27 protein-coding genes and 1 pseudogene are annotated in these 26,081 nt (G+C 70.9%); 21 read left to right on the forward strand and 7 right to left on the reverse strand.

Going from position 1 to position 26,081, the window contains the following annotated elements; all coding sequences use genetic code 11:
• A pseudogene (locus G528_RS17410) lies at window positions 1–192 on the reverse strand (hypothetical protein); the annotation flags it as partial.
• A 127-nt stretch (window positions 193–319) separates the two neighbouring features.
• Between G528_RS17410 and G528_RS0112275 the strand changes: the two are divergent.
• A complete protein-coding gene (locus G528_RS0112275; RefSeq protein ID WP_026919232.1) occupies window positions 320–1,330 on the forward strand; it encodes an NAD(P)H-dependent glycerol-3-phosphate dehydrogenase in 1,011 nt (336 codons plus the stop codon).
• Between the two features lie 33 nt (window positions 1,331–1,363).
• Here the strand turns inward: G528_RS0112275 and G528_RS0112280 are convergent, their stop codons facing one another.
• Window positions 1,364–1,906 (reverse strand): DUF3515 domain-containing protein, encoded by a 543-nt coding sequence (locus G528_RS0112280; protein WP_035719958.1) that lies wholly within the window; start codon window positions 1,904–1,906, stop codon window positions 1,364–1,366.
• A 69-nt stretch (window positions 1,907–1,975) separates the two neighbouring features.
• Between G528_RS0112280 and thiL the strand changes: the two genes are divergently transcribed.
• From thiL to G528_RS0112295, 3 genes are all read left to right on the forward strand, one after another.
• Entirely contained in the window at window positions 1,976–2,962 is a 987-nt protein-coding gene (thiL, locus tag G528_RS17415) for a thiamine-phosphate kinase (RefSeq protein ID WP_035719961.1), read from the forward strand.
• Window positions 2,963–3,043: 81 nt separating this feature from the next.
• Window positions 3,044–3,565, forward strand: a complete 522-nt coding sequence (locus G528_RS0112290; protein ID WP_026919233.1) for a gamma carbonic anhydrase family protein — start codon at window positions 3,044–3,046, stop codon at window positions 3,563–3,565.
• 32 nt (window positions 3,566–3,597) lie between these two features.
• Complete coding sequence (locus G528_RS0112295) at window positions 3,598–4,272, forward strand: uracil-DNA glycosylase (protein ID WP_026919234.1); 675 nt, start codon at window positions 3,598–3,600, stop codon at window positions 4,270–4,272.
• A 4-nt stretch (window positions 4,273–4,276) separates the two neighbouring features.
• Here the strand turns inward: G528_RS0112295 and G528_RS0112300 are convergent, their stop codons facing one another.
• Together G528_RS0112300 and rpmB are read right to left on the reverse strand one after the other, a co-directional pair.
• Window positions 4,277–5,062 (reverse strand): enoyl-CoA hydratase/isomerase family protein, encoded by a 786-nt coding sequence (locus G528_RS0112300; RefSeq protein WP_026919235.1) that lies wholly within the window; start codon window positions 5,060–5,062, stop codon window positions 4,277–4,279.
• Window positions 5,063–5,159: 97 nt separating this feature from the next.
• Window positions 5,160–5,351 (reverse strand): 50S ribosomal protein L28, encoded by a 192-nt coding sequence (gene rpmB, locus G528_RS0112305; RefSeq protein WP_026919236.1) that lies wholly within the window; start codon window positions 5,349–5,351, stop codon window positions 5,160–5,162.
• A gap of 282 nt (window positions 5,352–5,633) precedes the next feature.
• On the opposite strand from rpmB, the gene G528_RS0112310 reads away from it, so the two are divergent.
• From G528_RS0112310 to G528_RS0112325, 4 genes are all read left to right on the forward strand, one after another.
• The gene (locus G528_RS0112310; RefSeq protein WP_156890438.1) at window positions 5,634–7,304 is read left to right on the forward strand and encodes a DAK2 domain-containing protein; all 1,671 of its coding nucleotides are present in this window, start codon (window positions 5,634–5,636) and stop codon (window positions 7,302–7,304) included.
• A 2-nt stretch (window positions 7,305–7,306) separates the two neighbouring features.
• The gene (gene recG, locus G528_RS0112315; protein WP_026919238.1) at window positions 7,307–9,559 is read left to right on the forward strand and encodes an ATP-dependent DNA helicase RecG; all 2,253 of its coding nucleotides are present in this window, start codon (window positions 7,307–7,309) and stop codon (window positions 9,557–9,559) included.
• A gap of 167 nt (window positions 9,560–9,726) precedes the next feature.
• Window positions 9,727–10,443, forward strand: a complete 717-nt coding sequence (locus G528_RS0112320) for an HNH endonuclease family protein (protein WP_245569758.1) — start codon at window positions 9,727–9,729, stop codon at window positions 10,441–10,443.
• A gap of 13 nt (window positions 10,444–10,456) precedes the next feature.
• Entirely contained in the window at window positions 10,457–10,864 is a 408-nt protein-coding gene (locus G528_RS0112325) for an NUDIX hydrolase (protein WP_026919240.1), read from the forward strand.
• Window positions 10,865–10,945: 81 nt separating this feature from the next.
• Here the strand turns inward: G528_RS0112325 and G528_RS0112330 are convergent, their stop codons facing one another.
• Window positions 10,946–11,386, reverse strand: a complete 441-nt coding sequence (locus tag G528_RS0112330) for a GNAT family N-acetyltransferase (protein WP_245569759.1) — start codon at window positions 11,384–11,386, stop codon at window positions 10,946–10,948.
• 68 nt (window positions 11,387–11,454) lie between these two features.
• Window positions 11,455–12,066 (reverse strand): DUF305 domain-containing protein, encoded by a 612-nt coding sequence (locus tag G528_RS0112335; protein ID WP_026919242.1) that lies wholly within the window; start codon window positions 12,064–12,066, stop codon window positions 11,455–11,457.
• 148 nt (window positions 12,067–12,214) lie between these two features.
• Here G528_RS0112335 and G528_RS0112340 point away from each other — a divergent pair, with 148 nt between their 5' ends.
• The 13 genes from G528_RS0112340 to holA all read left to right on the forward strand — a co-directional run bounded on the left by G528_RS0112340 (window position 12,215) and on the right by holA (window position 24,827).
• Entirely contained in the window at window positions 12,215–12,919 is a 705-nt protein-coding gene (locus G528_RS0112340) for a response regulator transcription factor (protein ID WP_245569760.1), read from the forward strand.
• Window positions 12,920–12,945: 26 nt separating this feature from the next.
• On the forward strand, window positions 12,946–14,058 hold the full coding sequence (locus tag G528_RS0112345; RefSeq protein ID WP_035719962.1) for a sensor histidine kinase: 1,113 nt from the start codon (window positions 12,946–12,948) through the stop codon (window positions 14,056–14,058).
• Window positions 14,055–15,332 (forward strand): glutamate-5-semialdehyde dehydrogenase, encoded by a 1,278-nt coding sequence (locus G528_RS0112350; protein ID WP_026919245.1) that lies wholly within the window; start codon window positions 14,055–14,057, stop codon window positions 15,330–15,332. The genes G528_RS0112345 and G528_RS0112350 overlap by 4 nt, the downstream gene beginning before the upstream one ends.
• Entirely contained in the window at window positions 15,329–16,246 is a 918-nt protein-coding gene (locus tag G528_RS0112355) for an AAA family ATPase (protein ID WP_026919246.1), read from the forward strand. Before G528_RS0112350 ends, G528_RS0112355 begins: the two co-directional genes overlap by 4 nt.
• Before the next feature lie 7 nt (window positions 16,247–16,253).
• The gene (locus G528_RS0112360) at window positions 16,254–17,657 is read left to right on the forward strand and encodes a vWA domain-containing protein (protein ID WP_026919247.1); all 1,404 of its coding nucleotides are present in this window, start codon (window positions 16,254–16,256) and stop codon (window positions 17,655–17,657) included.
• Between the two features lie 52 nt (window positions 17,658–17,709).
• The gene (nadD, locus tag G528_RS0112365) at window positions 17,710–18,363 is read left to right on the forward strand and encodes a nicotinate-nucleotide adenylyltransferase (RefSeq protein WP_026919248.1); all 654 of its coding nucleotides are present in this window, start codon (window positions 17,710–17,712) and stop codon (window positions 18,361–18,363) included.
• A complete protein-coding gene (gene rsfS, locus G528_RS0112370; RefSeq protein WP_026919249.1) occupies window positions 18,360–18,746 on the forward strand; it encodes a ribosome silencing factor in 387 nt (128 codons plus the stop codon). The genes nadD and rsfS overlap by 4 nt, the downstream gene beginning before the upstream one ends.
• Window positions 18,747–18,752: 6 nt before the next feature.
• Window positions 18,753–19,466: a histidine phosphatase family protein gene (locus G528_RS0112375; RefSeq protein ID WP_026919250.1), complete on the forward strand. Its 714-nt coding sequence runs from the start codon at window positions 18,753–18,755 to the stop codon at window positions 19,464–19,466.
• Between the two features lie 13 nt (window positions 19,467–19,479).
• Complete coding sequence (gene octT / locus G528_RS0112380) at window positions 19,480–20,202, forward strand: diglucosylglycerate octanoyltransferase (RefSeq protein WP_026919251.1); 723 nt, start codon at window positions 19,480–19,482, stop codon at window positions 20,200–20,202.
• Window positions 20,203–20,263: 61 nt separating this feature from the next.
• Complete coding sequence (locus tag G528_RS0112385; protein ID WP_026919252.1) at window positions 20,264–21,118, forward strand: DegV family protein; 855 nt, start codon at window positions 20,264–20,266, stop codon at window positions 21,116–21,118.
• A 162-nt stretch (window positions 21,119–21,280) separates the two neighbouring features.
• Window positions 21,281–22,303 (forward strand): ComEA family DNA-binding protein, encoded by a 1,023-nt coding sequence (locus G528_RS0112390; protein ID WP_035719965.1) that lies wholly within the window; start codon window positions 21,281–21,283, stop codon window positions 22,301–22,303.
• The gene (locus G528_RS0112395) at window positions 22,300–23,817 is read left to right on the forward strand and encodes a ComEC/Rec2 family competence protein (RefSeq protein ID WP_026919254.1); all 1,518 of its coding nucleotides are present in this window, start codon (window positions 22,300–22,302) and stop codon (window positions 23,815–23,817) included. The genes G528_RS0112390 and G528_RS0112395 overlap by 4 nt, the downstream gene beginning before the upstream one ends.
• Window positions 23,818–23,867: 50 nt before the next feature.
• A complete protein-coding gene (holA, locus tag G528_RS0112400; RefSeq protein ID WP_026919255.1) occupies window positions 23,868–24,827 on the forward strand; it encodes a DNA polymerase III subunit delta in 960 nt (319 codons plus the stop codon).
• A 72-nt stretch (window positions 24,828–24,899) separates the two neighbouring features.
• On the opposite strand, the gene G528_RS0112405 is transcribed toward holA, so the two are convergent.
• Window positions 24,900–26,063: a Cmx/CmrA family chloramphenicol efflux MFS transporter gene (locus tag G528_RS0112405; RefSeq protein WP_026919256.1), complete on the reverse strand. Its 1,164-nt coding sequence runs from the start codon at window positions 26,061–26,063 to the stop codon at window positions 24,900–24,902.
• Between the last annotated feature and the right edge of the window lie 18 nt (window positions 26,064–26,081).

The following is a 26,081-nucleotide window of genomic DNA, read 5'->3' on the forward strand; positions in this document are numbered from 1 at the left end:
GGGGTCCGCGCCGGCCGCCCGACAGGCCGCGATGGTGTCGAGGAGCATCGCGGCCACCAGATCGCGTCGGTCGGTCGCCGGCACCGCGGTCGCCAGACGACTCTTCGCGTCGTCGAGACGCTTCACCGCGAGCACCGCCGCGACCCCGGACCGGCTGGGGCCGCCGTCGCGCGTCGGGGACGTGGCTGGCATGGGTCCATCGTGCAGCATGCGGTCGACGGCCGTCCCTCGCGGGCCCCGCAGTCGTTTGCTCCAGGGGCCGGGCCCGCACCGGATAGGCTGGGCGCAGTTCTGACCGTTCGGGTGCGAGGAGAGTCTGTTGCGTGCAGTGGTGATGGGGGCCGGATCGTGGGGCACCGCCGTGGCGAAGGTCCTCGCCGACGCCGGGAACGACGTCACGATCTGGGCGCGCCGCCCCGAACTCGTCGAACAGATCGCGTCCGGCCACGAGAACCCCGACTACCTGCCGGGGATCACGCTCCCGGACGATCTGCGCGGCGAGACGTCGATGCCGGCGGCTCTCGACGGGGCCGAGCTGGTGGTGTGCGCCGTGCCCTCGCAGTCGCTGCGCGGCAACCTCGAGCAGTGGCGCGATCACCTTCCGGCCGACGCGATCCTGCTGTCGCTGGCCAAGGGCGTCGAGATCAGCACCGGGAAGCGGATGAGCGAGGTGATCGCGGAGGTGACCGACTTCCCGGCACGCCAGATCGCGGTGCTCTCGGGGCCGAACCTGGCCAAGGAGGTCGCGCAGGGACAGCCCGCGGCCACCGTGATCGCCTGCACCGACGAGCAGCAGGCCGAGCGCGTCCAGGCCGCCTTCGCCACCGGGTACTTCCGGCCGTACACCAACACCGATGTGGTGGGGTGCGAGATCGGCGGTGCCGCGAAGAACGTCATCGCCCTGGCCTGCGGGATGGCATCGGGAATGGGCTTCGGCGAGAACACGCTGGCCACCATCATCACGCGCGGTCTGGCCGAGACCATCCGCCTCGGGATGGCGTTGGGCGCCGACATCACCACCCTCGCCGGTCTCGCGGGCATCGGCGATCTGGTGGCCACGTGCTCGTCCCCGCTGTCGCGGAACCGGACCTTCGGCGCCAGGCTCGGGGAGGGAGCGACCCTCGTCGAGGCGCAGGAGGCCACGAACGGTCAGGTCGCCGAGGGGGTCAAATCGTGTTCGTCGGTGCGGGCGCTCGCTCGCGCTCACGGCGTGGAGATGCCGCTCACCGAGGCCGTCCACCAGGTGTGCCACGAGGGCATGTCGGTGGAGTCGATGGTGAGTTCCCTGCTGGGCCGCAGCACCAAACCCGAGGTGTACGGGACGGACTGAACTGCGGTCGCACACCGCGGCGGGGCGGTCCGGTCAGCCGAAGTCGAGCGGCGAGCGCGGGAGGTTCTCGGCGATCAACGCCGAGATGTCGGTGATCGGGGCGTTGCCCGCACCCACCGGCACCCAGACGGCGACGTACGGGCGGTGGTCGACGCTCACATACGCCTGCCCGCGATCCTCGATCGAGTCGGTCAGAAACCACTGCACCGGGTTGATCACCTGCAGACCGCTGGTGGGGGCGAGCTTGTCGGGACGCGCGGTACCGCAGCGCAGCACGACGGGTTCCGACTCGTCCTTCGACCATCGGACGGTGGTGCCGTCGACGGACTTGTCGCCGAACTCGCCGAGCTGGTCGGGGAGCGCGGCGATGAACGCCGCACAGCGGTCGGCTTCCGGACCCGTCCCGTACGAGTCGATCGGCGTCGGCTCGTCCGACGACCCCGAGAAGTGGATCGCCGCGTAGGCGATGAACCCGATGATCACCGCGACCGGGACGGCGACCAGCGTCGCGAGGAACGCGGGGTGCAACTGAAAGGGCTCGCCGGTGGAGCCGGGGCCGTCCGTGGGCTCGCTCATGCGACCAGTGTGGTCGATGACCGGCGTCGCAGCGAAATCCGATCGCGGCCGGCCAGTAGCATCGAGCCCGTGGAGACAGTCGGCGACGTCGGTGAACGCGCACTCATCGCACTGTTCGCCCGAGCGGCGCAGGCCGCGCCGAGCGGCGGGCGTGACGATGTGGTCATCGGCTCGGGGGACGACGCCGCGGTGTTCAGCCCGTCGGGGCCGGTCGTGGTGAGCACCGACACCGCCGTCGCGGACCGGCACTTCCGTTTCGACTATTCGAGCCCGCGTCAGATCGGGGCGCGCGCCGTGGTGCAGAGTGCGGCCGACATCTCGGCGATGGGCGGCACATTGACCGGGGTCGTCGTCTCCATCGGATGCCCGACACAGACGCCGGTGGAGCGTCTGTTGGAGATCAACGCGGGCATCGTCGCGCAGACGCACCGGTACGGGGCACGCCTCCTCGGCGGCGATCTGGTGGCCGCGCCGACGGTGGTCATCACCGTCACCTCGCTGGGCGTCCTGGACGGGACCGCGGCGGTGACGCTCAGCGGCGCCCGCCCCGGCGACGTGCTGGCCCTCAGCGGCCCGATGGGGGGGCCGGCGGCCGGACTGGCGGCGCTGGCCGCAGACGACCGGGCCGCCGTCGATCGGTACCGGACGCTGGTCGACGACTACCGCCTGCCGCAGCCGGACCCCGCCCAGGGGCCGATAGCGGCGCGGTGCGGTGCCCGTGCGATGACCGACGTCTCCGACGGCCTCGTCGAGGAGCTGGTGACGATGGCCGCCGCCTCCGATGTGCGGATCGACGTCCGCTCCTCGGCGGTGCCGCACGCCGCGCGGCTCGGCGAACTCGCCGCCGACCTGGGCGTCGACCCGATCCGCTGGGCCCTCGTCGGCGGTGAGGAGCACGAGCTGCTCGCCGCCTTCGCGCCGGACGCCGTCCCCCCGGGGTGGACGGTGATCGGCGACGTCGCCGAAGCCGGGCACGTGGCGGGAGCGTACATCGACGGCGAACCGGTCGGCGACATCCGCGGATGGCAGTCGTTCACCGACGTGGGCGACCGCTGACACCGGACGCGGCCCGGACGCACCGGCGCTCGGCGTGGGCGCGGACCTCTGATCAGATCGACGTCTGATTAGATCGACGCCATGGCGCTCTATGCACTCGGAGATCGTGAACCGACCCTCGGCGAGGACGTCTTCGTCCATCCCGACGCGACCGTCATCGGGGCGGTGACCCTCGGCGACGGAGTCTCGGTGTGGCCCGGCGCGGTACTCCGCGGCGACTACGGGACCATCACGGTCGGGGCCCGGACCAACATCCAGGACGGCACCGTCATCCACTGCACCTTCGTCGACGCGACGGTCATCGGCGAACGCTGCGTGGTCGGCCACAATGCGCACATCGAGGGCGCCGACATCGGGGACGAGTGCCTCATCGCGTCCGGATCGGTCGTGCTCAACGGGTCGGTGATCGGCGCCGGTTCGGTCGTCGGTGCCGGAGCGGTCGTGCCGTACGGTTTCGAGATGCCCGCCCGCTCGATGGCACTGGGCGTGCCCGCCAAGATCCGCGAGGGCCACCAGGTTCCCGAGGGGCACGTGGACGCCAACTGCGAGCTGTACTTCCAGAACGCGCAGTACTACCGCACCGGCCTGCGACGCCTCGACTGACCCCGCCCGCGACCGAAAGGACTCGGTACCCGATGGCCAGACCACTCGCCGATCTCGTCGACCCCGGGTGGGCGCACGCCCTGGAACCCGTCGCGCCGCGCGTGGCGCAGATGGGGGAGTTCCTCCGCGCCGAGCTCGCCGCCGGACGCCGCTACCTGCCCTCCGGTGAGAACGTGCTGCGCGCCTTCGCCCAGCCCTTCGACGACGTCCGCGTGCTCATCGTCGGCCAGGACCCGTATCCGACGCCCGGGCACGCCGTCGGCCTGAGCTTCTCGGTAGCGCCCGACGTGCGGCCGATCCCGCGTTCACTGCAGAACATCTACCGCGAATACTGCGACGACCTCGGCTATCCGACGCCGTCGACCGGCGACCTGACACCGTGGACGCGACAGGGGGTCCTGCTGCTCAACAGGGTGCTGACTGTGATGCCCGGCGAACCCGCATCGCACCGCCGCAAAGGCTGGGAGGAGGTCACCGAGTGCGCCATCAAAGCGCTCGCGGCCCGCGATGAGCCGTTGGTCGCGATCCTGTGGGGCAACGACGCCCGTCAACTCGCCGAGTGGCTGCCCGACGTCCCGGTGATCACCTCGCCGCATCCGTCGCCGTTGTCCGCCTCCCGCGGATTCTTCGGCTCCAAGCCGTTCTCCCGCGCCAACTCCGAACTCCTCGACCTCGGCGGCGACGAGGTCGACTGGCGGCTGCCCTGACCGCTCAGCGGACTCCGCGGAAGTCGGGGGAGCGCTTCGCGAGGAAGGCGTCCACACCCTCCACGCCCTCGGCGGTGCCGCCGAGGTGCGCGATCGACGCGGCCTCGGCGTCGAGCTGGTCGACGAGGTCGGCGGTCGCGCCCCGGTGCATCAGCTCCCGGATCGCGGTGTGCGATCCGCGGGGACCGGCGGCGAGGGTGCGCGCCGTGTCGAGAGCGACCGCATCGACGGCGTCGTCGTCGACGATCTGCGAGAGGATCCCCGCATCGAGGGCGGCCTGCGCGTCGAGGATCTGGTCGGTCATCACCAGGTAGCGGGCGCGCGCCGCGCCGACCACGCGCGGCAGCATCCACGACATCCCGCCGTCGGGCGACAGCCCGATGCCCGGGTACGCCGGACGCATGCGGGTGGCGGCGCCGCCGACGGCGACGTCGGAGTGCAGGACCAGACTCATCCCGGCGCCCGCGGCCCACCCCTTGGCCGCGGTCACCACCGGCAGGCGGCTCGCATAGAGCGCGGCGATCATCGCGTGCAGGTCATCGGCGAGTCCGCGAAGGTAGGCGGAGCGGTCGTCGGCGGCGGCGAATGCCGCGACGTTCCCGCCCGCGCAGAAGTTTCGGCCGTCACCGCGGAGCAGCACCGCATCGGCGGTGAGGTCGCCGTTCACCACGGAACGCAGCGCGTCGCGGGCGGCGATCACGAGATCGTGATCGAGTGCCGTCCCGGCGGCGCCGGTCGAGATCGTGAGGGTCAGGACGCCGTCGTCGACGGTGATCAGATCCGAAGCCATGCCGGGTACTCTACTGAGTCCCTCGGGAGACCGACCGGGCAGACGACGACATCGCCGCCCGGCGATGCCGGACGGCGATGTCGAAACGAGGAGAGGCTCAGGCCTGGACGGTCTTGCCGGCCTTGAGGCACGAGGTGCACACGTTCTTGCGCTTCCGGTTGCCCGGAGCGACCTCGACGCGCACGGACTGGATGTTCGGATTCCAGCGGCGGTTGGTGCGGCGGTGCGAGTGCGAGACCGACTTGCCGAAGCCGGGGCCCTTGCCGCAAACGTCACAGACGGCAGCCATGATCGAACTCCCTTGATAGAAATCTGGTGGTGGTCACGCCGATCGATGCTGTGCGGGGCACCGCCTGTCGACTGGCAACCCGACAAGGATAACCGCGTCGACGTGGTCAGTCCAAATCGGATCACCCGTCACCGGCCGCGCTCGGGCTCTGCCGCACGCCGCGTCTCGCATGTCGGTCGGGGACGGTAACCTCGACCACAGTCGACATCGCCGAATCCGTCGACGACTTCGGGAGTCCGACGGAAGCATAGCGGCCGACAGTCCGAGGGGGCAGGAAGGTGGGTGGTCGTGCGGTTGGCGACCGGTGACAGCAGCACGGCGATCAATCCCCAGCTCATCCGGGATTGGGCGAACGCCTGCGCCGACGGTCTGGAAGCCATGCGGTCGGAGATCAACGACCTCAACGTCTTCCCGATCCCCGACTCCGACACCGGCAGCAACATGGCCGCCACCATGCGGAGTGCGGCCGACGCCCTCCGCGCGGTCGACGACGCGGAATCCCTGCCGGTGGTCACCCGCGCTCTGGCCGATGCGGCCGTCGCCGGTGCCCGCGGAAACTCCGGGGTGATCCTCTCGCAGATCCTCGTCGGCATCGCCGACGCCGCCGACCTGGCGGTCGCGGAGAACGACCCCAGCTTCAACCGTCTGTGCAAGAACGGACTGCGACTCGCCGCGCTGGCGGCGATGCGCGCCGTCAGCGAACCGCGTGAGGGCACGGTGCTCACCTTGTTGCGGGTCGCCGCCGAAACGGCGTCGGCGGCGGTGACCGGATCACCCGCCGACCTGGCTCGCGCCGTCGCGGACGACTGCGCCGAGGCGCTGGAACGCACCCCGGAGCAGATGCCCGAACTGGCCAGCGCGGGAGTCGTCGACGCCGGGGCCCGCGGATTCCTCGTGATGGCCGACGCCCTGGTCCTCGTGGTGACGGGGGTGTCGAACAAGCGGCGCGCCTACCGGGGGATCCTCACCGCCGGCCCCTCGGGCGGCGGGGCCGACGACGGCGAGTGCGATGGTGCCGGCGACACCGACTTCGAGGTGATGTACCTGCTGGAGGGGGCCGACGGCTCGCAGATCGGCGCCCTGCGGGACCGTCTCGGCGACCTCGGCGACTCCATCGTGATCGTGGGCGACAGCTCGGCGGGATCCGAGCGCTTCTCCGTGCACGTGCACACCGACGAGCCGGGCGCCGCGGTCGAGGCCGGCGTGGCGCTCGGGACGCTGTCGGACATCCGGATCAGCTGCTTCGCGCTCGACGCGATCCGCGCCGCCCCCGGCGCCACCGAACCGCCGCCGCGGTTCAAACGGGCCATCGTCGCCCTGGTGACCGGCGACGGTGCCCAGGAGCTCTTCGGCGACGCCGGCGCCACCGTGGTCCGGGCCGACGACGGCGCCGACCCGGTCGCGCTCGCCGAGGCGATCCGGGCCACCGACAGTGCTCACGTCATCGTGATGGGCAACGGCATGATGTCCTCGCAGGATCTCGTCCAGGTCGGTGCGCAGGCGCGGTCGACGAGACGCTCGGTGGTCTTCCTCCCGACGCTCTCGATGGTGCAGTGCCTCTCGGCGCTGGCGGTCCACGATCCGGGTGAGGACCCCGACGTCGACGCCTTCGCGATGGCCGAGGCCGCGGCCGGCACCCGGTGGGGATCGCTCGTCCTCTCCGATAACCGGATGATGACCCTCGCCGGCACCTGCGAGGTCGGCGACACCCTCGGCCTCATCGGGTCCGACGTTCTGGTGATCGGGCCCGAACAGACGCTGGCGGCGACGGCCCTTCTCGACCTGATGCTCGCGACGGGCGGCGAGATGGTGACGGTCCTCGCCGGTCGCGATCTCGACGACGAGGTGCGGACGGCCGTCAGCGAGCACATCCGCACCCGCCACCAGGGCATCGAGTTGGCGATCTACGAGGCCGGCCAGTCCAGTCACCTCCTCCAGATCGGCGTGGAGTAGTGATGTTGACCTCGGCGTCACCGCTGACCGACGCGCCCCTCGACGCCGCACTCGTGACGAAACTGGCGTCGCTGGAGCTGACGACAGTCGGCGAACTCCTGCGGTACGTACCGCGCCGCTATCTCCGACAGGGGCAGGTGTCGGAGTCGGAGCGGCCGGAGCCGGGGGACTGGATCACGGTCGTCGGGCGCATCGACAAGGCCCAGATGGTCACGATGAAGCGCCGACACGGTCAGTTCCTGAAAGTCGTCGTCGACGACGGTCGGGTGACCTACGAGGTCGCCTTCTTCAACGCCCGCTGGCTCAAGACCACGATGGTCCCCGGGACGCGGGTGGCGATGGCGGGAACGGTGAAGCTCTACAAGGACCAGATCCAACTGACCCACCCGAGCTGGATCGTGCTGCCCGACGACGGGGTCGACGTGGTCGGGAACTCGGCGATGTTCGACGAACTCGCCGCCACCACCGGTCGCCAGTCGGCTCCGTCGACCGGCGACTCCACGGCGTCGTCGGAGGACGTCGCGAGCTTCTCGCGTGACATCATCCCGATCTACCCGGCCGTCAAGACGGTGCAGACCTGGGAGATCTGGCGGGCCGTGCGGCAGGTCCTGGCCGCCGTCGCCCCCGCGGACGACCCGCTCAGCGATGAGCAGCGTGCCGACCGCGGTCTGATCACGTCCGACGAGGCGATCAGACTGATCCACCTGCCCGACACGCTCGACGACGTCGAGCGGGCACGGGCACGGCTGACGTTCGACGAGGCGTTCGCGGTCCAGACGGCCTTGGCGCAGCGGCGGGCGACGGCCGTCGCCGAGCACGCCGCCCCGTGCCGACACGTCGACGGGGGACTGGAGGACCGGCTGACGGCCCGGTTGCCGTTCGAACTCACCGGCGGGCAGCGGGACGCGCTCGCCGAGATCGGCGAGGACCTGGCCGACGAGCACCCGATGAACCGACTGCTCCAGGGCGAGGTGGGTTCCGGTAAGACCCTCGTCTCACTGCTGGCGATGCTCCGCGTGGTCGACAACGGCCACCAGTGCGCCATCCTGGCACCCACCGAGGTGCTCGCCGCGCAGCACCACCGGACCGTGATGACGATGCTCGGCGACCTCGCCCGCGCCGGGGAGTTGGGGGCCGCCGACGGAGCCACGCGGGTGGGGCTGCTGACCGGATCGATGGGGACCGCGGCCAAACGTCAGACGCTGCTCGACGCCGTCACCGGCGACGCCGGGATCATCATCGGCACCCACGCGCTCCTCGAGGAGCACGTGGAGTTCTTCGATCTCGGGATGGTCGTCGTCGACGAGCAGCACCGGTTCGGTGTGGAGCAGCGCGACACCCTCCGCTCGAAGGGACGGGTCCTGCGCCCCCACTTCCTGGTGATGACGGCGACGCCGATTCCCCGGACGGTCGCGATGATCACGTTCGGCGACCTCGAGACGTCGGTGATGACCGAACTGCCGCGTGGTCGGCAGCCCATCACGACGTCGGTGGTCCCGATGGGCAGGCGTTCGTGGGTCGATCGCGCGTGGCAGCGGGCCGGCGAGGAGATCGACGCCGGACGGCAGGTCTACGTGGTGTGCACGCGGATCGGCGACGAGCCCGCCGGGCGCAAGTCGTCGGCGAAGAACGCCGAGGAGGACGACACGATCTCGGTCCTCGATCTCGCGGAGCAGCTGGCCGCCGGCCCGCTCGCGGGCCGCAGCATCGGCATCCTGCACGGGCGGCTGCCCGCCGACGAGAAGAACGAGGTGATGGACGCCTTCGCGCGCGGCGACGTGGAGGTCCTCGTCGCGACCACCGTCATCGAGGTGGGGGTGGACGTCCCGAACGCGACGATGATGGTGATCGTCAACGCCGAGCGGTTCGGCGTCAGCCAGCTCCACCAGCTGCGCGGCCGCGTCGGTCGCGGCGAGCATGCGGGACTGTGCCTGTTGATGACCGCTGCGAGCGAGATGGGGCAGTCGATGGAGCGGTTGCGCGCCGTCGAGGGCAGCACCGACGGTTTCGCGCTGGCCCGCGTCGACCTCATGCAACGGCGGGAGGGCGACATCCTCGGGGCGCTGCAGTCGGGCGGCAGGTCGTCGCTGCACTTCCTGTCGTTGCTCGACGATGCGGAGGTGATCGCCGATGCCCGCGGCTTGGCGGCGTCGATCGTCGCCGACGATCCGGAGCTCGCGGGTCACCGCCCGCTGGCGGATCTGGTGCATTCGATCCTGCTCCCGTCGCGTGCGGAGTACCTCGATAAGACCTGACGGACCGGACGCGACCGGACGGGTCGGCGTGTCCGGGAACCGGGCGGCGCCGCGGTGCGTCCAACGGTGTGTGGGACTCCAACGGTGTGTGGGACACAGTGCAGTGGCGTCGGAGGTTCGGGCGGACGGCGACCGGGTGGCGGGTCATCGCGATGCGGTGGCGGTGGATGCGTTCGCATCGCGCTCCGGGCCGTATCCGGATCACCGCGACCCAGTGGGTCGCACTCGTGGTGTTCGCGGCGTTGACGGTGACGGTCGCGGTGGGTGTCGGGTGGCCGCGCGAGCGGTCGTCGCTGCCCGCCGAGGTGGTGGCTGTGGCACGTGACCGGCTCGGCGCTCTGACGGTCGTCGACCGGCGGCCCGCGGCGGGACGGGACTATGAGCGCGATGCGTTCGGGCCGGCGTGGACCGATGCGGCGGCGGTGGCCGGTGGTGGCAACGGGTGCGATACGCGGAACGACATCTTGGAGCGGGATGTCTCCGTGACGGCGCGGACGGCGGTCGCGTCGTGTCCGGAAGCGGTGGCGGCGGGCACGCTCACCAGTCCGTACACGGGGCGCTCGATGAGTTTTCGGCGTGGCCGCGAGTCGGCGGCCGTGCAGATCGACCACATCGTTCCGCTCGCATACGCCTGGGATCTGGGTGCGTGGGAGTGGTCGCCGGACCGCCGGTGGTCGTTCGCGAACGATCCGGCGAACCTCGTCGCGGTCGATGCGGCGAGCAATCAGGCGAAGTCAGATCTGGAGCCGGCGCGGTGGATGCCTCCGCTGCGTGGCTTCCACTGCCAGTACGCGGTACAGATCGTCGTGGTCCTCGCAGCGTACGGGTTGCCGGTCGACGCGCCGTCGCGGACTATCCTCGACGGGGTCTTGGCCGGCTGTTGATGAGGGGAGTCCCGTGGTGACCGGACCGATCGTGGTGAGCGCCGTCGTTCTGCGCGACGAGCGCGGCCGGGTGGTGACGGTCCGTAAGCGGGGGACCTCGTCGTTCATGTTCCCGGGCGGGAAGATCGATGCCGGCGAGTCGGCCGCCGATGCCGCGGTGCGCGAGGTGCGCGAAGAACTCGGCGTGGACCTGGAGCGTGACGGCTTGACGTGGCTCGGGGACTTCCACACGCCCGCCGCCAACGAACCGGGCAGGTCGGTGCGCGCCACGGTGTTCTCCCACGCCCTCGTCGGTTCTCCGGCCCCACGGTCGGAGATCGTCGAGCTCGCGTGGGTCGATCCGGCGGACCCGAGCGACCTCGATCTCGCCCCGCTGCTGCGCGACGCCGTCTTCCCCGCACTCGTCGCCGACCGACGGTGACCCCACGACGGCGGTGACCCCACGACGACGATGACCCCACGACGACGATGACCCCACGACGACGATGTGCAATGGGGGGCGTCAGAGAGCGCGGCGCATGCATCCCCGGGGCCACGCGTCGAGTCCCGCGGCCGCCTCGTCGGACCGAATCCGGGCGAGGCCGGGTGACGGTGTCACGTATACGAAGCCCAACGACTCGTAATACGGCCCGTTCCACGGCACCTCGCGGTACGTCGTCAGGGTGAGCCCGTCGAGTCGTTCGCCGCGAGCCCAGTCGGCGGCCTGGTCGACGAGCGCGCGACCGAGACGGAGTCCGCGGTACTCGGGCCTCACGGACACCTGCTCGATGTGCGCGCACCCGTCGACGACGTCGACGAGTAGGTAGCCGACGGGACGGGCATCAGCATCGACGACCCACGCGCGACCGTCATCGAGGTATGCGCGGAGGTCGTCGATGCCGAGTGGGTCGTCGCCGGCGACCAGGTCCATCCCCAGAGCGGAGAATGCGCGCCCAGCGGCCACCTCGATCTCCGGCAAAGCGTGGAGATCAGACGCCCGTGCAGCTCGGATGTGGAAACGGTCCACTCGGGTCACAGCTCCTTGAGGAGTGCCTTCATCTGGTCGATCTCCTTCTGCTGGGACTCGACGATGGCCTTCGACATGGTGATCGAGTCGGCGTGGCGGCCGTCCTCGATCTCGTCCTCGGCCATGGTCACGGCGCCCTCGTGATGCTCGATCATCTGGGTCAGGAACATCTTGGCGGCCTCGGTGCCCTCGGCGGCGCGGAGCTCATCGAGCTCCTCCTCGGACAGCATGCCGTCCATCTCGTGGTCCATCTCCTGGTGCTCCGGCTCGCCCCAGCCCTTCAACCAGGCCTTCAACTGCGCGATCTCGGGGCCCTGAGCGTCCTTGATCTGCGTGGCCAGCGTCGTCACCGATTCGGGGATGTCCTTCTTGCCCAAGATGATGTCGCTCATCACAAGCGCCTGCTCGTGGTGCGGCAGCATCATCTGCGCGAACATCACGTCGGCCGCATTGTGCTCACCGGCGTCCTGCGACGCCGACTCCGACGCGTGCTGCGACGACGACATGGACGACATGTCGTGCGTCTCGGTCGACGCCTCCTCCGACGGGCTGCAGGCGGCGACGCTGACGGCGATGGCGGCTGCTGCGACGGCGGCCGCCGCGGTACGAGTTCTCAACAGATCTCCCTTTCCGATCGATTCGCCGCCAGTCTGCCCGACGCGGTCGCCGGATTCGGTTGTCGTTGTGTGAAGGTTTGCTCAAGATCGCGGCCCCGAGAACACGGCCCGACGGCGGTCGGCCACCCCGTCCGGCCATGATGGGGGAATGTCTGCACGGGCCATGGTGGTGGAGGACGAGACGGCGCTCGCGTCGCTCGTCGCGTCGTATCTGGAACGCGACGGATTCGAGGTGACGGTGAGCGGCGACGGACTGGAAGCCGTCGACCTCGCCCGCAGCGTCGACCCCGACGTCGTGGTCCTCGACCTCGGTCTCCCGCGGCTCGACGGCGTCGAGGTCTGCCGACGGCTGCGGACCTTCTCCGACGCCTACGTGGTGATGTTGACGGCGCGCGCCGACGAGGTCGACACCCTGGTGGGGCTGTCGGTGGGCGCCGACGACTACATGACCAAACCGTTCAGCCCGCGGGAGTTGTCGGCGCGGATCGGCGCGCGGATGCGGCGTCCCCGCAGCGGTTTCACCGGCGACGACCCGAGCCGGGAGACACGCGGCCGCGTGATCGGCGACCTGACGATCGACGTCCCCGGCCGTGAGGTCACGGTCGGCGGCGAACCGGTGCACCTCACCCGCACCGAGTTCGACGTGCTCGAAGCGCTGTCGTCGGCGCCCGGGACGGTGTTCTCCCGCGCGCTGCTCATCGAGACCGTGTGGGGCCCGGAATGGGTGGGCGACGACCACCTGGTGGACGTCCACATCGCCCACGTTCGCCGCAAACTCGGCGACGACGCGTCGAATCCGCGCTACGTGCGGACCGTGCGCGGCGTCGGCTACCGGATGGGCACCGGCCGGTGATCGGGGCTCGGCGGGTGCGCCGACCGATGACGGTCGGGACCGGGTTGATGATCGCCATGTCGATCGTCGTCATCGGCTGCGCCGTCAGCGCCCTCGTCGTGGCGTGGGCGCTGGCCCCCGGGATCTTCCACGATCACCTCCACCAGGCGGGCATCGACCAGGACTCCGACGAGGCCATGCACGTGGAGCGGGCGTTCGCCGACTCGGTGGGACTCTCGTGGGGGTTGGCCGCAGCCGTCTCGACGCTGCTGGCGTTGGCGATCAGCTGGTATCTGGCACGCCGCGTCCAGCGCACGGTGACCGCCGTGGCGGCGTCGGCCGCCCTCATCGCCGACGGCCGATACGACACCCGGGTCGACGGCGGCGGGATGGGGCGGGAGTTCACCGAGCTCGCCGACGCCGTCAACCGGCTCGCCGGACGCCTGGGCAGCACCGAGGAGACCCGTCGGCGGATGCTGTCGGACCTGGCGCACGAGATGCGGACGCCGCTGGCGACCATCGACTCCTATCTGGAGGCCATCGACGACGGTGTCCGCGACCCCGACGCCGAGACGATGGCGATCCTGCATGCGGGGACCGACCGGCTCCGACGTCTCGCCGAGGACGTGACCGCGGTGTCGCAGGCGCAGGAGCGGGTCCTCTCGGTGATCCCGGAACCGATCGGGATCGGCGACCTGCTCGAGTCGGCGGCCGCAGAGGTGCGGGCGGCCTACGCCGAGAAGGGCGTCGACCTCGTCGTCACCGTCGACGCGGCGGCGGGCCCGGTGGACGCCGAGGTGTGCGTCGACCCCGCTCGGATGCGCCAGGTGATGGGGAACCTGCTCACCAACGCGCTTCGGCACACGCCGTCCGGCGGCACCGTGACCCTGTCGTCGCGGATGGAGGGCGACCGGCGGGTGATCGCGGTCGTCGACACCGGCGAGGGGATCGCCGCCGACCACCTCCCGCATGTGTTCGACCGGTTCTACCGTGCGGACACGGCCCGCGACCGCGACCACGGCGGCAGCGGGATCGGCCTGACGATCGTGGCGGCGCTCGTCGAAGCGCACGGCGGCGGCGTCGTCGCCGAGAGCGACGGCCCGGGGCGCGGCGCCCGGTTCCGGGTCCTGCTTCCCGCCGCGGCTACCCTGAATGCATGAGTGCACCCACCGCTGAACCGGTCGGGGCGGCCGCCGACGTGTCGGCCGTCGTCACCGATCTCGCGACCGCCGCCAAGGCGGCGTCCCGAACACTCGGCCAGCTCACCACGGCGCAGAAGAACACCGTGCTGCTCGCGGCCGCCGACGCCATCGACGCCGCGTCGGACGACGTTCTGGCGGCCAACGCCGAGGACGTCGCCCGAGCCGAGGCCTCGGGCACCGAACCGGCCCTCGTCGACCGACTGCGGTTGACGGCCGACCGCGTCGCGGGCATCACCGGCGGCCTGCGCCAGGTGGCGGCGCTGCCCGACCCGATCGGCGAGGTCATGGAGGGCAAGACGCTGCCGAACGGGCTCGAGTTGCGTCGGCTGCGTGTACCGCTCGGCGTCGTCGGCTTCGTGTACGAGGCCCGGCCCAATGTGACCGTCGACGGCTTCGGCATCTCGTTCAAGTCGGGTAACGCCGTGCTGCTGCGCGGATCGTCGTCGGCGGCGAGCTCCAACGCGGCGCTGGTCGCGGTGCTCCGCGACGTGCTGTCGGCGCACGGCGTGGACGCCGACGCGGTGGCCCTGCTGCCCAGTGAGAGCCGCGAGAGCGTCACGGCCCTCATCCGGGCTCGCGGACTGGTGGACGTGGTCGTCCCGCGCGGCGGTGCCGGACTCATCGCGGCCGTGGTCGCCGACGCGACGGTGCCGACGATCGAGACCGGGACCGGCAACTGCCACGTGTACGTGCACGGCGCCGCCGACGTCGACGTCGCCACGCGGATCGTGCTCAACGCGAAGACCCGCCGGCCGAGCGTGTGCAACACCGTCGAGACCGTCCTCATCGACGCGGCGGTCGCCGACACCGCGCTCCCGTCGATCGTGTCGGCGCTGCAGTCGCAGGGCGTCGTGATCCACGGTGAGGAACCCGGCATGGAACCGGCCACCGAGGACGACTGGCATCGCGAATACCTGTCGCTCGACGTCGCGCTCAAGGTGGTCGACGGCTTGGACGCCGCCATCGATCACATCGCCGCGTACGGTACCGGCCACACGGAGGCCATCGTCACCGGTGACCTGGCGGCGGCGCGCGAGTTCACCGCCCGCGTCGACGCCGCGGCCGTCATGGTCAACGCGTCGACCGCGTTCACCGACGGTGAGCAGTTCGGTTTCGGCGCCGAGATCGGCATCTCGACGCAGAAGCTGCATGCCCGCGGCCCGATGGGTCTGCCGGAACTCACGTCGACCAAGTGGATCGTGTGGGGCGACGGACAGGTCAGGCCGGCATGACGGCGGCGAACATCGAACCGCAGTTCGCCGACGTCGACGACGTCCGCGACCGGCTGCGCGGGACCGGGTATCTCGCCGACGAGGCCACCGCGACCACCGCGTTCCTCGCCGACCGGTTGGGGAAGCCGCTGCTGGTCGAAGGGCCGGCGGGTGTCGGGAAGACGGAGCTCGCGCGGGCGTTGGCGCAGGCCACCGGGGCCGATCTGGTGCGTTTGCAGTGCTACGAGGGCATCGACGAGGCGCGCGCCCTGTACGAGTGGAACCACGCCAAGCAGATCCTGGCGATCCAGTCGGCCGGACAGCGCGACTGGGATGCGACGAAGGGCGACATCTTCTCCGAGGAGTTCCTCCTCGCCCGGCCACTGCTGACGGCGATCTCGCGGACCGAGCCGACGGTGCTGCTCATCGACGAGATCGACAAGGCCGACGTCGACATCGAGGGGCTCCTGCTGGAGGTCCTCAGCGATTTCGCGATCACGATTCCGGAGATGGGCACCGTCACCGCGGTGCGTCGGCCGATCGTCCTGCTGACGTCGAACGCCAACCGCGAGCTGTCCGAGGCGCTCAAACGGCGCTGCCTGTACCTCTACATCGACTTTCCGGATGCGGCGCTCGAACGCGAGATCCTCGCGTCGCGGGTGCCGGAGCTGCCCGACCGGCTCGCCGAGGAGATCGTGCGGATCGTCGGGGTGCTGCGCACTCTCGACATCCGGAAGAAGCCGTCGGTGGCCGAGACGATCGACTGGGGGCACACGCTGCTGGCGATGACCGCCGGCGAGCAGGCGAAGGCCGGTGGGCTGGACGATTCGCTGGTCGCGCGGACCCTGGGGGTGGTGCTCAAGCATCGTCCCGACGTGAAGACGGCGCTGCGGGAGCTCAAACTCGGTCCGGCGGCGTTGACCGGCAAGGCGTAACCGGCCGATGACCGACCAGCTCGTCGACAACCTCACCGGGCTCGTGGACGATCTCCGCGGCCGCGGCATCACCGTCGGCCCGTCGGGGTTGATCGACGCCGGTCAGGCGATGAGCGTCCTCGACCTCCTCGACCGGGAGTCGTTGCGGGAGGGGTTGGCGGCGACGCTGCTCGACGACCACACCCACCGAGACACCTTCGACCTGTGTTTCGAACTGTGGTTTCCGCTGGGGTCGGCCGCCAGGCGGTCGGCCGTCGAGCTTCCGCGCGACGAGGACGGCACCGTCGACGCCGAGGCGTTGCGGGATCTGGCCGTCGACGTGCTGGCCGACGACGAGGCGATGAGCGACGGTCGGTTCGACCAGCTGGTGGCGATGATCGTCGGCGAGATGGGACAGTACGAGTCGGCGCGGGGCGAATCGTATTCGGTGTACCAGGCGATGTCCTCGCTGTCGCCGCAGACGCTCATCGCCCGGATCGCGGCGGCGATGGCCGGTGGCCGCGAGACCGGTGAGGGCGGTCGGCCGGGCACCGATCCGCTGCATCGGCGCGCCGCCCGTGACGCGACGTCGCGGCTGCGGGACGCGGTGGAGACCGAGACGCAGCGTCGGATGGCGGAGATCCGCGGGCGCGACGCCGTCGCCGGCTACGCGGTGCCGAAGCTCCCGGAGATGATCGACTTCTTCTCGGCGAACCCGCAGGACATGATCAAACTGCGGCGCACGATCGACCCGATCGCCCGGCTGCTGGCGGCCAAGCTCGAGTTCCGCAGGAGACGCAATTCGCGGGGCGCAGTCGATGTGCGCGCCACGCTCCGCGCATCGATGTCGACCGGCGGCGTGCCGGTGGAACTGCGGCGCCGCCGTCCGCGCCCCGGAAAACCCGAACTCATCGTGATCTGCGACGTGTCCGGGTCGGTCGCGGGGTTCAGCCAGTTCACCCTCCAACTCGTGTACGCGCTGCGTCAGCAGTTCTCGCATGTGCGGGTGTTCGCATTCGTCGACACGGTCGACGAGGTGACCGACTACTTCGACCGCGGCAACAGCGACGAGCAGTTCGGTGAGCGGATGACCCGGATGCTCGGGGAGGCGGCGATCAGCACCCGCGACGGACACTCCGACTACGGGCACATGCTCAAGGGGTTCAACGACCGTTACGGCGACTCCCTGACGCATCGCAGCGCACTGTTGATCCTCGGCGACGCCCGCAACAACTTCCGCCCGACGCACGTCGAGGCCCTCGCGCAGATGCGCGATCGCGTCCGCAACGCCTACTGGCTCAACCCGGAGCGGCGGACGGCCTGGGACTCGGGCGACTCCGATGCGAGCAAGTACGGCGACGTGGTCGAGATGTTCGAATGCCGCAATGCGGACCAGCTGGCGACGGTGATCGCCGATCTCCTGCCCGTCTGACGGGCGATCCCCGGGACGGCTGCGCGCGTCGTCCCGCGTAACATCAACGGGCATGTCACAGGCCGCACGCGAACCGCGCCGCATCGGGGTGATGGGCGGGACGTTCGACCCGATCCACAACGGGCACCTGGTGGCGGCCAGCGAGGTCGCCCACCGGATCGGACTCGATGTGGTGATCTTCGTGCCGACCGGCCGCCCCTGGCAGAAGGAGGGACGGCTCGCCGACGATCCGGAACGGACCGTGAGTCCGGCCGAGCACCGCTATCTGATGACGGTGATCGCCACGGCGTCGAATCCGCAGTTCACCGTCAGCAGGGTCGACGTGGAGCGCGGCGGCGTCACCTACACCGTCGACACGCTGCGCGATCTGCGCAGCGCGTACCCCGACGACGAGCTGTACTTCATCACCGGTGCGGACGCCCTCGAGACCATCCTGTCCTGGCATGATTGGGAGGACCTGTTCGAGCTGGCGAACTTCATCGGAGTCTCCCGGCCCGGATACGAGCTCAACGCAACCCATCTGCTGGAACATCTGGCGACCAAACCCGCCGAAGCCCTGCAGATGTTGGAGATCCCGGCGCTGGCGATCTCCTCCACCGACTGCCGTGTGCGTGCCGCCGCAGGCCGTCCCGTCTGGTACCTGGTGCCCGACGGGGTGGTGCAGTACATCGCCAAGCACGGCCTGTACCGAAAGGACCCCGCGTGACCGCCTCCGCCGAATCCAAGGAGATGGCGTCGATCGCCGCCCGCGCCGCCGCCGACCTGGTGGCGAAGGACGTGACGGCCATCGACGTCTCCGAGCAACTCGTGATCACCGACATCTTCCTGATCGCGTCGGCCGACAACGAACGCCAGGTCAATGCGATCGTCGAAGAGGTGGAGGACCGGTTGCGCGACGCCGGCCACAAGCCGCTGCGCCGCGAGGGGACCCGCGAGGGGCGGTGGGCGCTGCTCGACTACGGCGAGATCGTGATCCACGTGCAGCACGACGACGAGCGTGATTTCTACGGGCTCGAACGCCTGTGGAAGGACTGCCCGGTGATCGAGGTCGACGGCGCCCCGCCGACGGCGCACCCCGGTGAGGACTGAGGCCCGGTGAGGACTGAGGCCGACGCCGGCGACACCAGCGTGGAGCGACTCACCCCGGTGGTCCGCCGGCTGATCCTGCTGCGGCACGGACAGACCGAGTACAACGCCGGCCGCCGCATGCAGGGGCAGCTCGACACCGACCTGTCGGCGACCGGTGTGGAGCAGGCGCGGGTCGCGGCACACGCCCTGGCCACCCTCTCGCCGCGGTTGATCCGTGCCTCGGATCTGCGGCGCGCACACGACACCGCGCTCGCGCTGGCCGCCGTCACCGGACAGGAGGTGACGACCGATGCTCGGCTGCGGGAGACGCATCTGGGCGACTGGCAGGGGATGACGCACGCGGAGGTCGACGCGGCGGCGCCGGGCGCCCGCAGGCGTTGGCGGGACGATTCGCGGTGGGCGCCGCCGAACGGGGAGTCGCGGGTGGAGGTCGCCGCGCGGGCGATGCCCGTCGTCGACGACCTGGTGGACCGGGTGCCCGAGTGGGGGCGCGGCGACGACCCGGAGGCGCCCGTGGTGCTCGTGGCGCACGGCGGGGTGATCGCCGCACTGACCGCCGGCCTGTTGGCGTTGCCGGTGGAGAACTGGCCGATCTTCGGCGGGTTGGCGAACACGAGTTGGGTGCGGCTGTCGGGGCACGGACTGCCCGGCGAGTCGCCGGTGTGGCGTCTGGACGTGTGGAACGCCTCGGCGGAGTCCGCCGAGAGTGCGACGGCGTAGGCCGGGGAGGACGGTGACAGTGGGCGACGGTTCGATCCTCGTGCTGGGCGACTCCCTGGCGTTCTACGGCGAGACCGGCGGGCTGGCGGCCGACGACCCGGCGATCTGGCCGAATCTCGTCGGTTCCGAGCTCGGTCGCGATGTGGAGTTGTTCGCGCGGATCGGGTGGACCAGCCGCGACATCTGGTGGGCGATCACCCAGGATCCGCGCGTGTGGGCGGCGGTGCCGACCGCCGAGGTCCTCGTGTTGGCGTTCGGCGGGATGGATTCGCTGCCGTCGCCGTTGCCGACCGCGCTGCGTGAACAGATCCGTTACCTGCGGCCGTCGCGCCTGCGGCAGACGGTGCGCGCCGCGTACGGAGCGCTGCAGCCGCGGCTGTCGCCGCTGGGGTGGCCGATGGCGTTGCCCCCGGCGCAGACGGCGGGGTACTTCGAGAAGATCCGCGGCGCCCTGGCCCATCTCCGACCGGATCTGCCGGTGGTGGTGTGTCTGCCGCCGACGCACGACAGTCCGTACTACGGGCACGCGCATCCGGGGCGGATCGCGACCGCTGTCGCGATCGAGCGGTGGGCTGCCGAGCACGGACTCCCGACGGTCGACTTCTATCCGATCACGGCGGAGGCGTTCGCCGACGAGACCGTGGAGATGAATCCCGACGGGATCCATTGGGGGCTGGAGGCCCATCGACGGATCGCGGCCGCGGTGACGCCGGCGGTCCGCGCCGCGCTCCGCTGACCGGCACGACGGCGCCCGGACTGCCGGGTTCGTTCGCCGGCCGACCGGCTACCGTGTAGGTGTGCCTGTCGTCATCGTCACCGATTCGTCGTCGCGGTTGCCTGCGTCACTGCTCGATGAGCATGCGATCCTGCAGGTCCCGCTGCATGTGACCACCGAGGAGGGCGTCGAGTACGCGGAGGGGGTCGACGAGGTCCCGGCCGATGTCGTCGCCGATCCGCGGGTCACGACCTCCGGTGCCAATCTGAAGGATCTCGCCGACGCGTACGCCCGTGCGTGGGACGCGAGCGACGGCGACGGGGTGGTCGCCGTCCACATGTCGCGTCGACTGTCCGGGACGTGGAGTGCGGCACGGCTCGCGGCCGACGAGATGGAGGGCCGCGTGCGGGTGGTCGATTCGCGTTCGGTCGGACTGTCGGTGGGTCTCACGGCGATGGCCGCGGTCCAGGCGGCCGAGGCCGGTGCCGACCGCGACGCGGTGTACGAGGCGGCGGTGAGGTCCGCGGCGACCGCGGAGTCGCTGCTGTGCGTGCAGGCCCTCGACAATCTGCGCGCCAGTGGACGGATCAGTGCGGCCGGCCGTCTGCTCGGGTCGGCGTTGTCGATCAAACCGATCCTGCACGTCGCCGACGGGATCCTCACGTTGCGCGAACGGCACCGCACGTTCACCAAGGCGGTGGGCAAGATGCTCGACGCCGTCGAGGAGTTGGCGGCCGATGAGCCGGTGACGGTCGGCGTTCAGCACTGCCAGGCGCCGGAGCAGGCCGCCGAGGTGCTCGCGGAGGTGACGCGGCGGGTTCCGTCGGTCACGGCGTCGCCGGTCGTGGAGCTCGGCGCCGTGCTGGGCACTCATGTGGGGCCGGGGGCCGTGGGCGTCGCGATCGCCCACGGGTTGGAGCCGTTCGGCACCGACTGACCGGTCGGGTCCGGGGGATCGTCTCGGTGCGTCGGTCCCGGGGGCGGTGGATGTCGCCGGCGGGACGATCGCGGCTGTGGGTGACGGCGAAGTCATCCACAGATCTCCCGATGTGGTCGATGGGTCCTGGTGAGGGGCGATTCCGCGGCTTAGCGTCGGGCCATGGGGAGCAGCAAGCGGGTGGGTCGCCGCGACACCGGGCCCGATGCATTGGCACGGCTGGCCGCGGCACCGGCCGCCGAGCGGAGTCCGTGGGGCGTCACCGGAATGCCGACGTGGCTCGACACTCCGCAGGGCCGTGAGGTGTGGGAGTCCGGCGGGGATGTCGACGCCGGGAACACCGACGCCGGGAACACCGACGAGGGGGAGGCGGACGGCGCGGAGGGCGGGGAGCGCGGCGGCCGGCAGCAGGACGGCGGCTGGGACCAGGACTGGCCCGATGACGATCGCGACGGCGGGGCTGACGGGCGGGCGTTCGAGGTGTTGGACGACGACGAGTGGGAGCCGCCGCGACGACGGCTGACGATGCTGCCGCCCGCGGCGATCGGCCTGGTCCTCGTCGGGGTCGTGGCCTGTCTGATCGCCGGGTACTCGCTGTGGCGCCAGAACGATCCCGCGGCCCCGGTGGTGGCGTTCGAATCGAGTGCCGGACCGCGACCGTCGACCCAGGCGCGGCCGCCCGCTCCCGCCGACTCCACGGCCCCGGCCGGAGAGGTCGTGGTGAGCGTCGTCGGCCTGGTCCATCGGCCGGGGCTGGTCCGGTTGACGGGGACCCCGCGGGTCGCCGACGCGATCGCCCGCGCGGGCGGGGCACGCGACGGGGCCGACCTGCTCAGCCTCAACATGGCCCAACCCGTCCGCGACGGCGACCAGATCCTCGTCGGCAGGGACACCGGTGGTCGGGGCGGCGTCAAGAGCGCGGTGGTCGGTGCGTCGGGAGACGCCGGGGCGTCGGCGACGACGACGCCCGGTGGTTCGCGCGGGACCGAGGGGCTGGTCGATCTGAACTCCGCGGACGCCGCGACCCTCGACACCCTGCCGGGAGTGGGACCGGTGACGGCGGCGGCCATCATCGCGTGGCGTGATGCGCACGGCGGGTTCACGTCTGTCGACCAGCTGGCCGAGGTCGACGGCATCGGCCCGGCGCGGCTGGCCCGGCTTCGCGGGCAGGTCACCGTGGGGTGAGGTCCACGGACCTGCGGCTGGTCGCACCCGCCGCCGCCTGCTGGGGCGCCGTGGCGTTCGCTCTGGCGGTACCGGTCACGGCGGGTGTCGGCGTGATCATCGTGTTGGGGCTCGGCGCCCTCGTGGCCGGGGCGGCCGCCGGGGTCCGGACGACGGGCGGACCTCCGACGGGGGCGCGGCGTGCGCCGTCGCGGGGCGCGGGCACGTGGGCGGCCCGGTGGGTCACCGTGGCCGCGGTGTGCGGGATCGCTGCGGCGGCGACGCTGTCGGTGGTGTTGCGGATCGCGGTGGTGGAGTCGTCGCCGGTCGCGGCTGTCGACGGTCGGCCGGTCGTCGAGGTGGAGGTGACCGGGGACCCGTACCGGCTGGTCAACGACAGGATGCTGGTTCCGGTCTCGGTTCACGCAGTGGACGGGGCGGGCGTGCGCCCGGTGGACGCGGTGCTCATCGCGACGTCCACCGCCGCCGACCCGTTGCCCGGTGAGCGTTTCCGCGTCCGCGTGCGCGGCCGGCCGCCGCGCGAGGGGGTCGCCGACCGATTGCAGGCTGCGCAGCTGTCGGCGGTCGCCGAGCCGGTGCGGATTCGCAGCGCCCCGTGGTGGCAGCGGGCGGCGGGACGGGTGCGCGAGCGATTGCGGGAGACGGCGACCAGGGCGCTGGGCGAGCGGGCCGCCGGACTGTTGCCGGGGCTGATCCTGGGGGACACCAGCGGACTCGACCAGCAGACGTCCGATCGGTTCCGCGCCGCGGGGCTCACGCACCTCGTCGCCGTCTCGGGAAGCAATTTCACGCTGATCTGCGGTGCGGTGATCCTGTGTGTTCGGATGACGGGGGCGTCGCCGCGGATCGTGGTCGCGGTCGGGGCGGTGGCGATCGTCGGTTTCGTCATCCTGGTGCGGCCCACCGACAGTGTGCTGCGGGCCGCGGTGATGGGCGCGGTGGGGTTGGCGGCCGGACTGGGCTCGCGGCGTGCGCAGGCGTTGCCCGCGTTGGGGACGGCGGTGATCGTGGTGGTTCTCGTGTGGCCGCAGATGGCGTTGGCGCCGGGATTCGCGCTGTCGGTGGCGGCGACGCTCGGTTTGGTGCTGTGGGCCGCGCCGATCCGTGCGACCCTCATGCGCTGGAGGTTTCCCGAGTGGTTGGCGGTGCTGGTGGCGATGACGGTTGCCGCACAGGTGATCACCACACCGCTGTTGATCGTGTTCAGCGGACGGGTCACGGTGATGTCGTTGCCTGCCAACGTGCTCGCCGTCCCGGTGGTCGGGATCATCGGGATCCTGGGGACGGCGGCGGCCGTGATCGGCGCGCTCGGATCACGGTACGGTCCGGGCGCGGTGCTCTCCGAGCTGCTGGTGCGTGGGGCCGGTCCGCCGACCCAGTGGCTCATCGGGGTGGCCGATCGTCTCGGCGGGGCGGCGTGGTCGTCGGTGCGTGTGCCCGGGCCGGTGGCGGCGGCCGTGGTGGTCGCCCTGCTGCTGCTCGGGCGGTGGCTGATGGGGGCGGTGCATCGATGAGGGGACCCGAGCGCCGGGGCGTGTCGGCGCCGTCTGGCACGATGTTCGGTGTGAGCGACCGCCTGTACCTCCTTCTCGGCGACGACGACTTCCTGACCGGTCGCGTCATCTCCCGGGTGGTCGCCGAACGCAGTCGAGACGCCGGCGAGGACGTGCCGGTCACGCGTGTGCGGGCCGGTGAGGTCACCGGCCCGGAGATGGCCGAACTGCTCAGCCCGTCCCTGTTCGCCGAAGAGCGGATCGTCGTCGTCCAGTCGGCGGCCGAGGCAGGCAAGGAACCGGCGGCGCTCATCACCGCGACGGCGACGGCGATCCCCGAGGGCATCACGCTCATCATCATCCACACCGGTGGCGGCCGCCAGAAGGCGATGGTCGGTCACCTGCGGAAGGCGGGCGCGCAGGAGATCCCGTGCGCCGCACCCAAGTGGCCGTCAGATCGGATGGACTTCGTGCGCTCGGAGTTCCGCGACCTCGGTGCGCGGGTGAACGCCGAGGTGGTGGAGCTGGTGACCGAGATGATCGGCTCCGACCTGCGTGAGCTGTCGGCGGCCTGCCGCCAACTCGTGGCCGACACGGGCAACAGGGTGACGGCCGAGGCCGTGCGGACCTACTACACGGGTCGCGCCGAGGTGACCGGGTTCGAGGTCGCCGACAAGGCGGTCACCGGTGATCTCGCCGGCGCGATGGAGTCGCTGGCGTGGGCGCAGCACCACGGCACGGCGCGCGTCCTGCTGGCCGATGCGCTCGCCGAAGCCGTGCATGCGATCGCGCGCGTGCGGTCGATGGACCGCACCGACAAATACGCGCTGGCCTCCGAACTGGGGATGCCGCCGGGACGTGTCGGCAAGATCCAGACGCAGGCCCGAGCGTGGGACTCCGCCTCGATCGGCGAGGCGCTGCTCGTCGTCGCCCAGCTCAACGGCGACGTCAAAGGACAGGCCGCCGATCCCGACTGGGCGTTGGAGCATGCGGTCGCGACCGTCGCCGGGCTCCGACCGCGCCGCCGCTGACGGCCGGCCCCGGGATCAGCGCCCTCAGGATCGGTCACGGCTCGGTGTGGCGCACTCACCCGGGAGTCACGCTCACCCGGGAGTCAAGAGGATGCGTCTCGACAGCAGCATCACCACAAGGGCGACCGCGGTCAGTGTTGCAGCGACCCACGTCGCCGCCAGTGGACCCAGCCCCGCCGCGAGGCCCCACGCACCGAGAAGGGGCCCCGCTGCGGCACCGATGTTCAGGGCCGAGGTCGCATAGGAACCGCCCATCGTCGGCGCTCCCGCGGCGGCGTAGAGAACTCTCGCAATGAGAGTGCTGCCCACGCAAAAGGCCAGGGTGCCCTGGAGGCATACCAACATGAGCATGAGGACGGGATGTGATGCGAGCAGTGCCAACGCGATCCACCCGAAAAGCAGACATGGTCCGGAGGCCGCGAGAACGAGACCTGGTCGATGGTCGGCCATTCTGCCGGCAACCGTGATTCCCAGGAATGAACCGACGCCGAACACGACGAGTGCCACGGAGATCCACAACTCGGGCAGCCCGGCGACACCGGTCACTACGGGGGCGAGATACGTGAACGATGCGAATGTGCCGCCGTTGATCAGCGCGCCGAGAGACAGTGCGATCAACAGCCGTGGGGAGCGCAGTTCGGCGACTTCGGCGCGGAGTCCCGGTGTCTCCGCGTCCTTCTCGACTCGACCTGGGGACCCGGTGACGGGTTGAGAGATGCCGATCGCTGCGGGAAGGCACAAGAACACAACTGCCCAGAATGTGGCGCGCCAGCCGGCCACGGCGCCGATCAGAGCTCCGGCGGGCACGCCGGCGACCATGGCGATGGTCGTGCCGGACAAGAGGATCGCCAGGGCGCGTCCCTTGCCGTCGACGGGAGCCAGGGCGGTGGCCGTGCTCAGCGCGACGGCGAGGAAACCGGCATTCGCGAGTGCACTGAGTACACGGGTGGCGAGGAGGACCGAGAAGTCCGGGGTGATGGCGGCCAGTACGTGGCATCCGGTGAAGGTCAGGAGGCAGGCGAGAAGTGCCCGCCGCGGCGGCCAACGGCGCGCGAAGGCTGCCATCAGAGGCGCCCCGATCACCATTCCGCCGGCGAAAGCGGAAGTCAGCAGGCCCGCAGTGCCGACGGTGACGTCGAGATCGGCGGCGATCGCAGGCAGGAGGCCTGAAAGCATGAATTCTGAGGTTCCCATGACGAAAACCGCCAGGGAAAGCAGGTAGAGAGCGAAGGGCATCGAGTACTCCGAGGCGAG

The sequence above is a fragment of the Gordonia shandongensis DSM 45094 genome, from assembly GCF_000423025.1.
Classification (GTDB): Bacteria; Actinomycetota; Actinomycetes; order Mycobacteriales; family Mycobacteriaceae; genus Gordonia; species Gordonia shandongensis.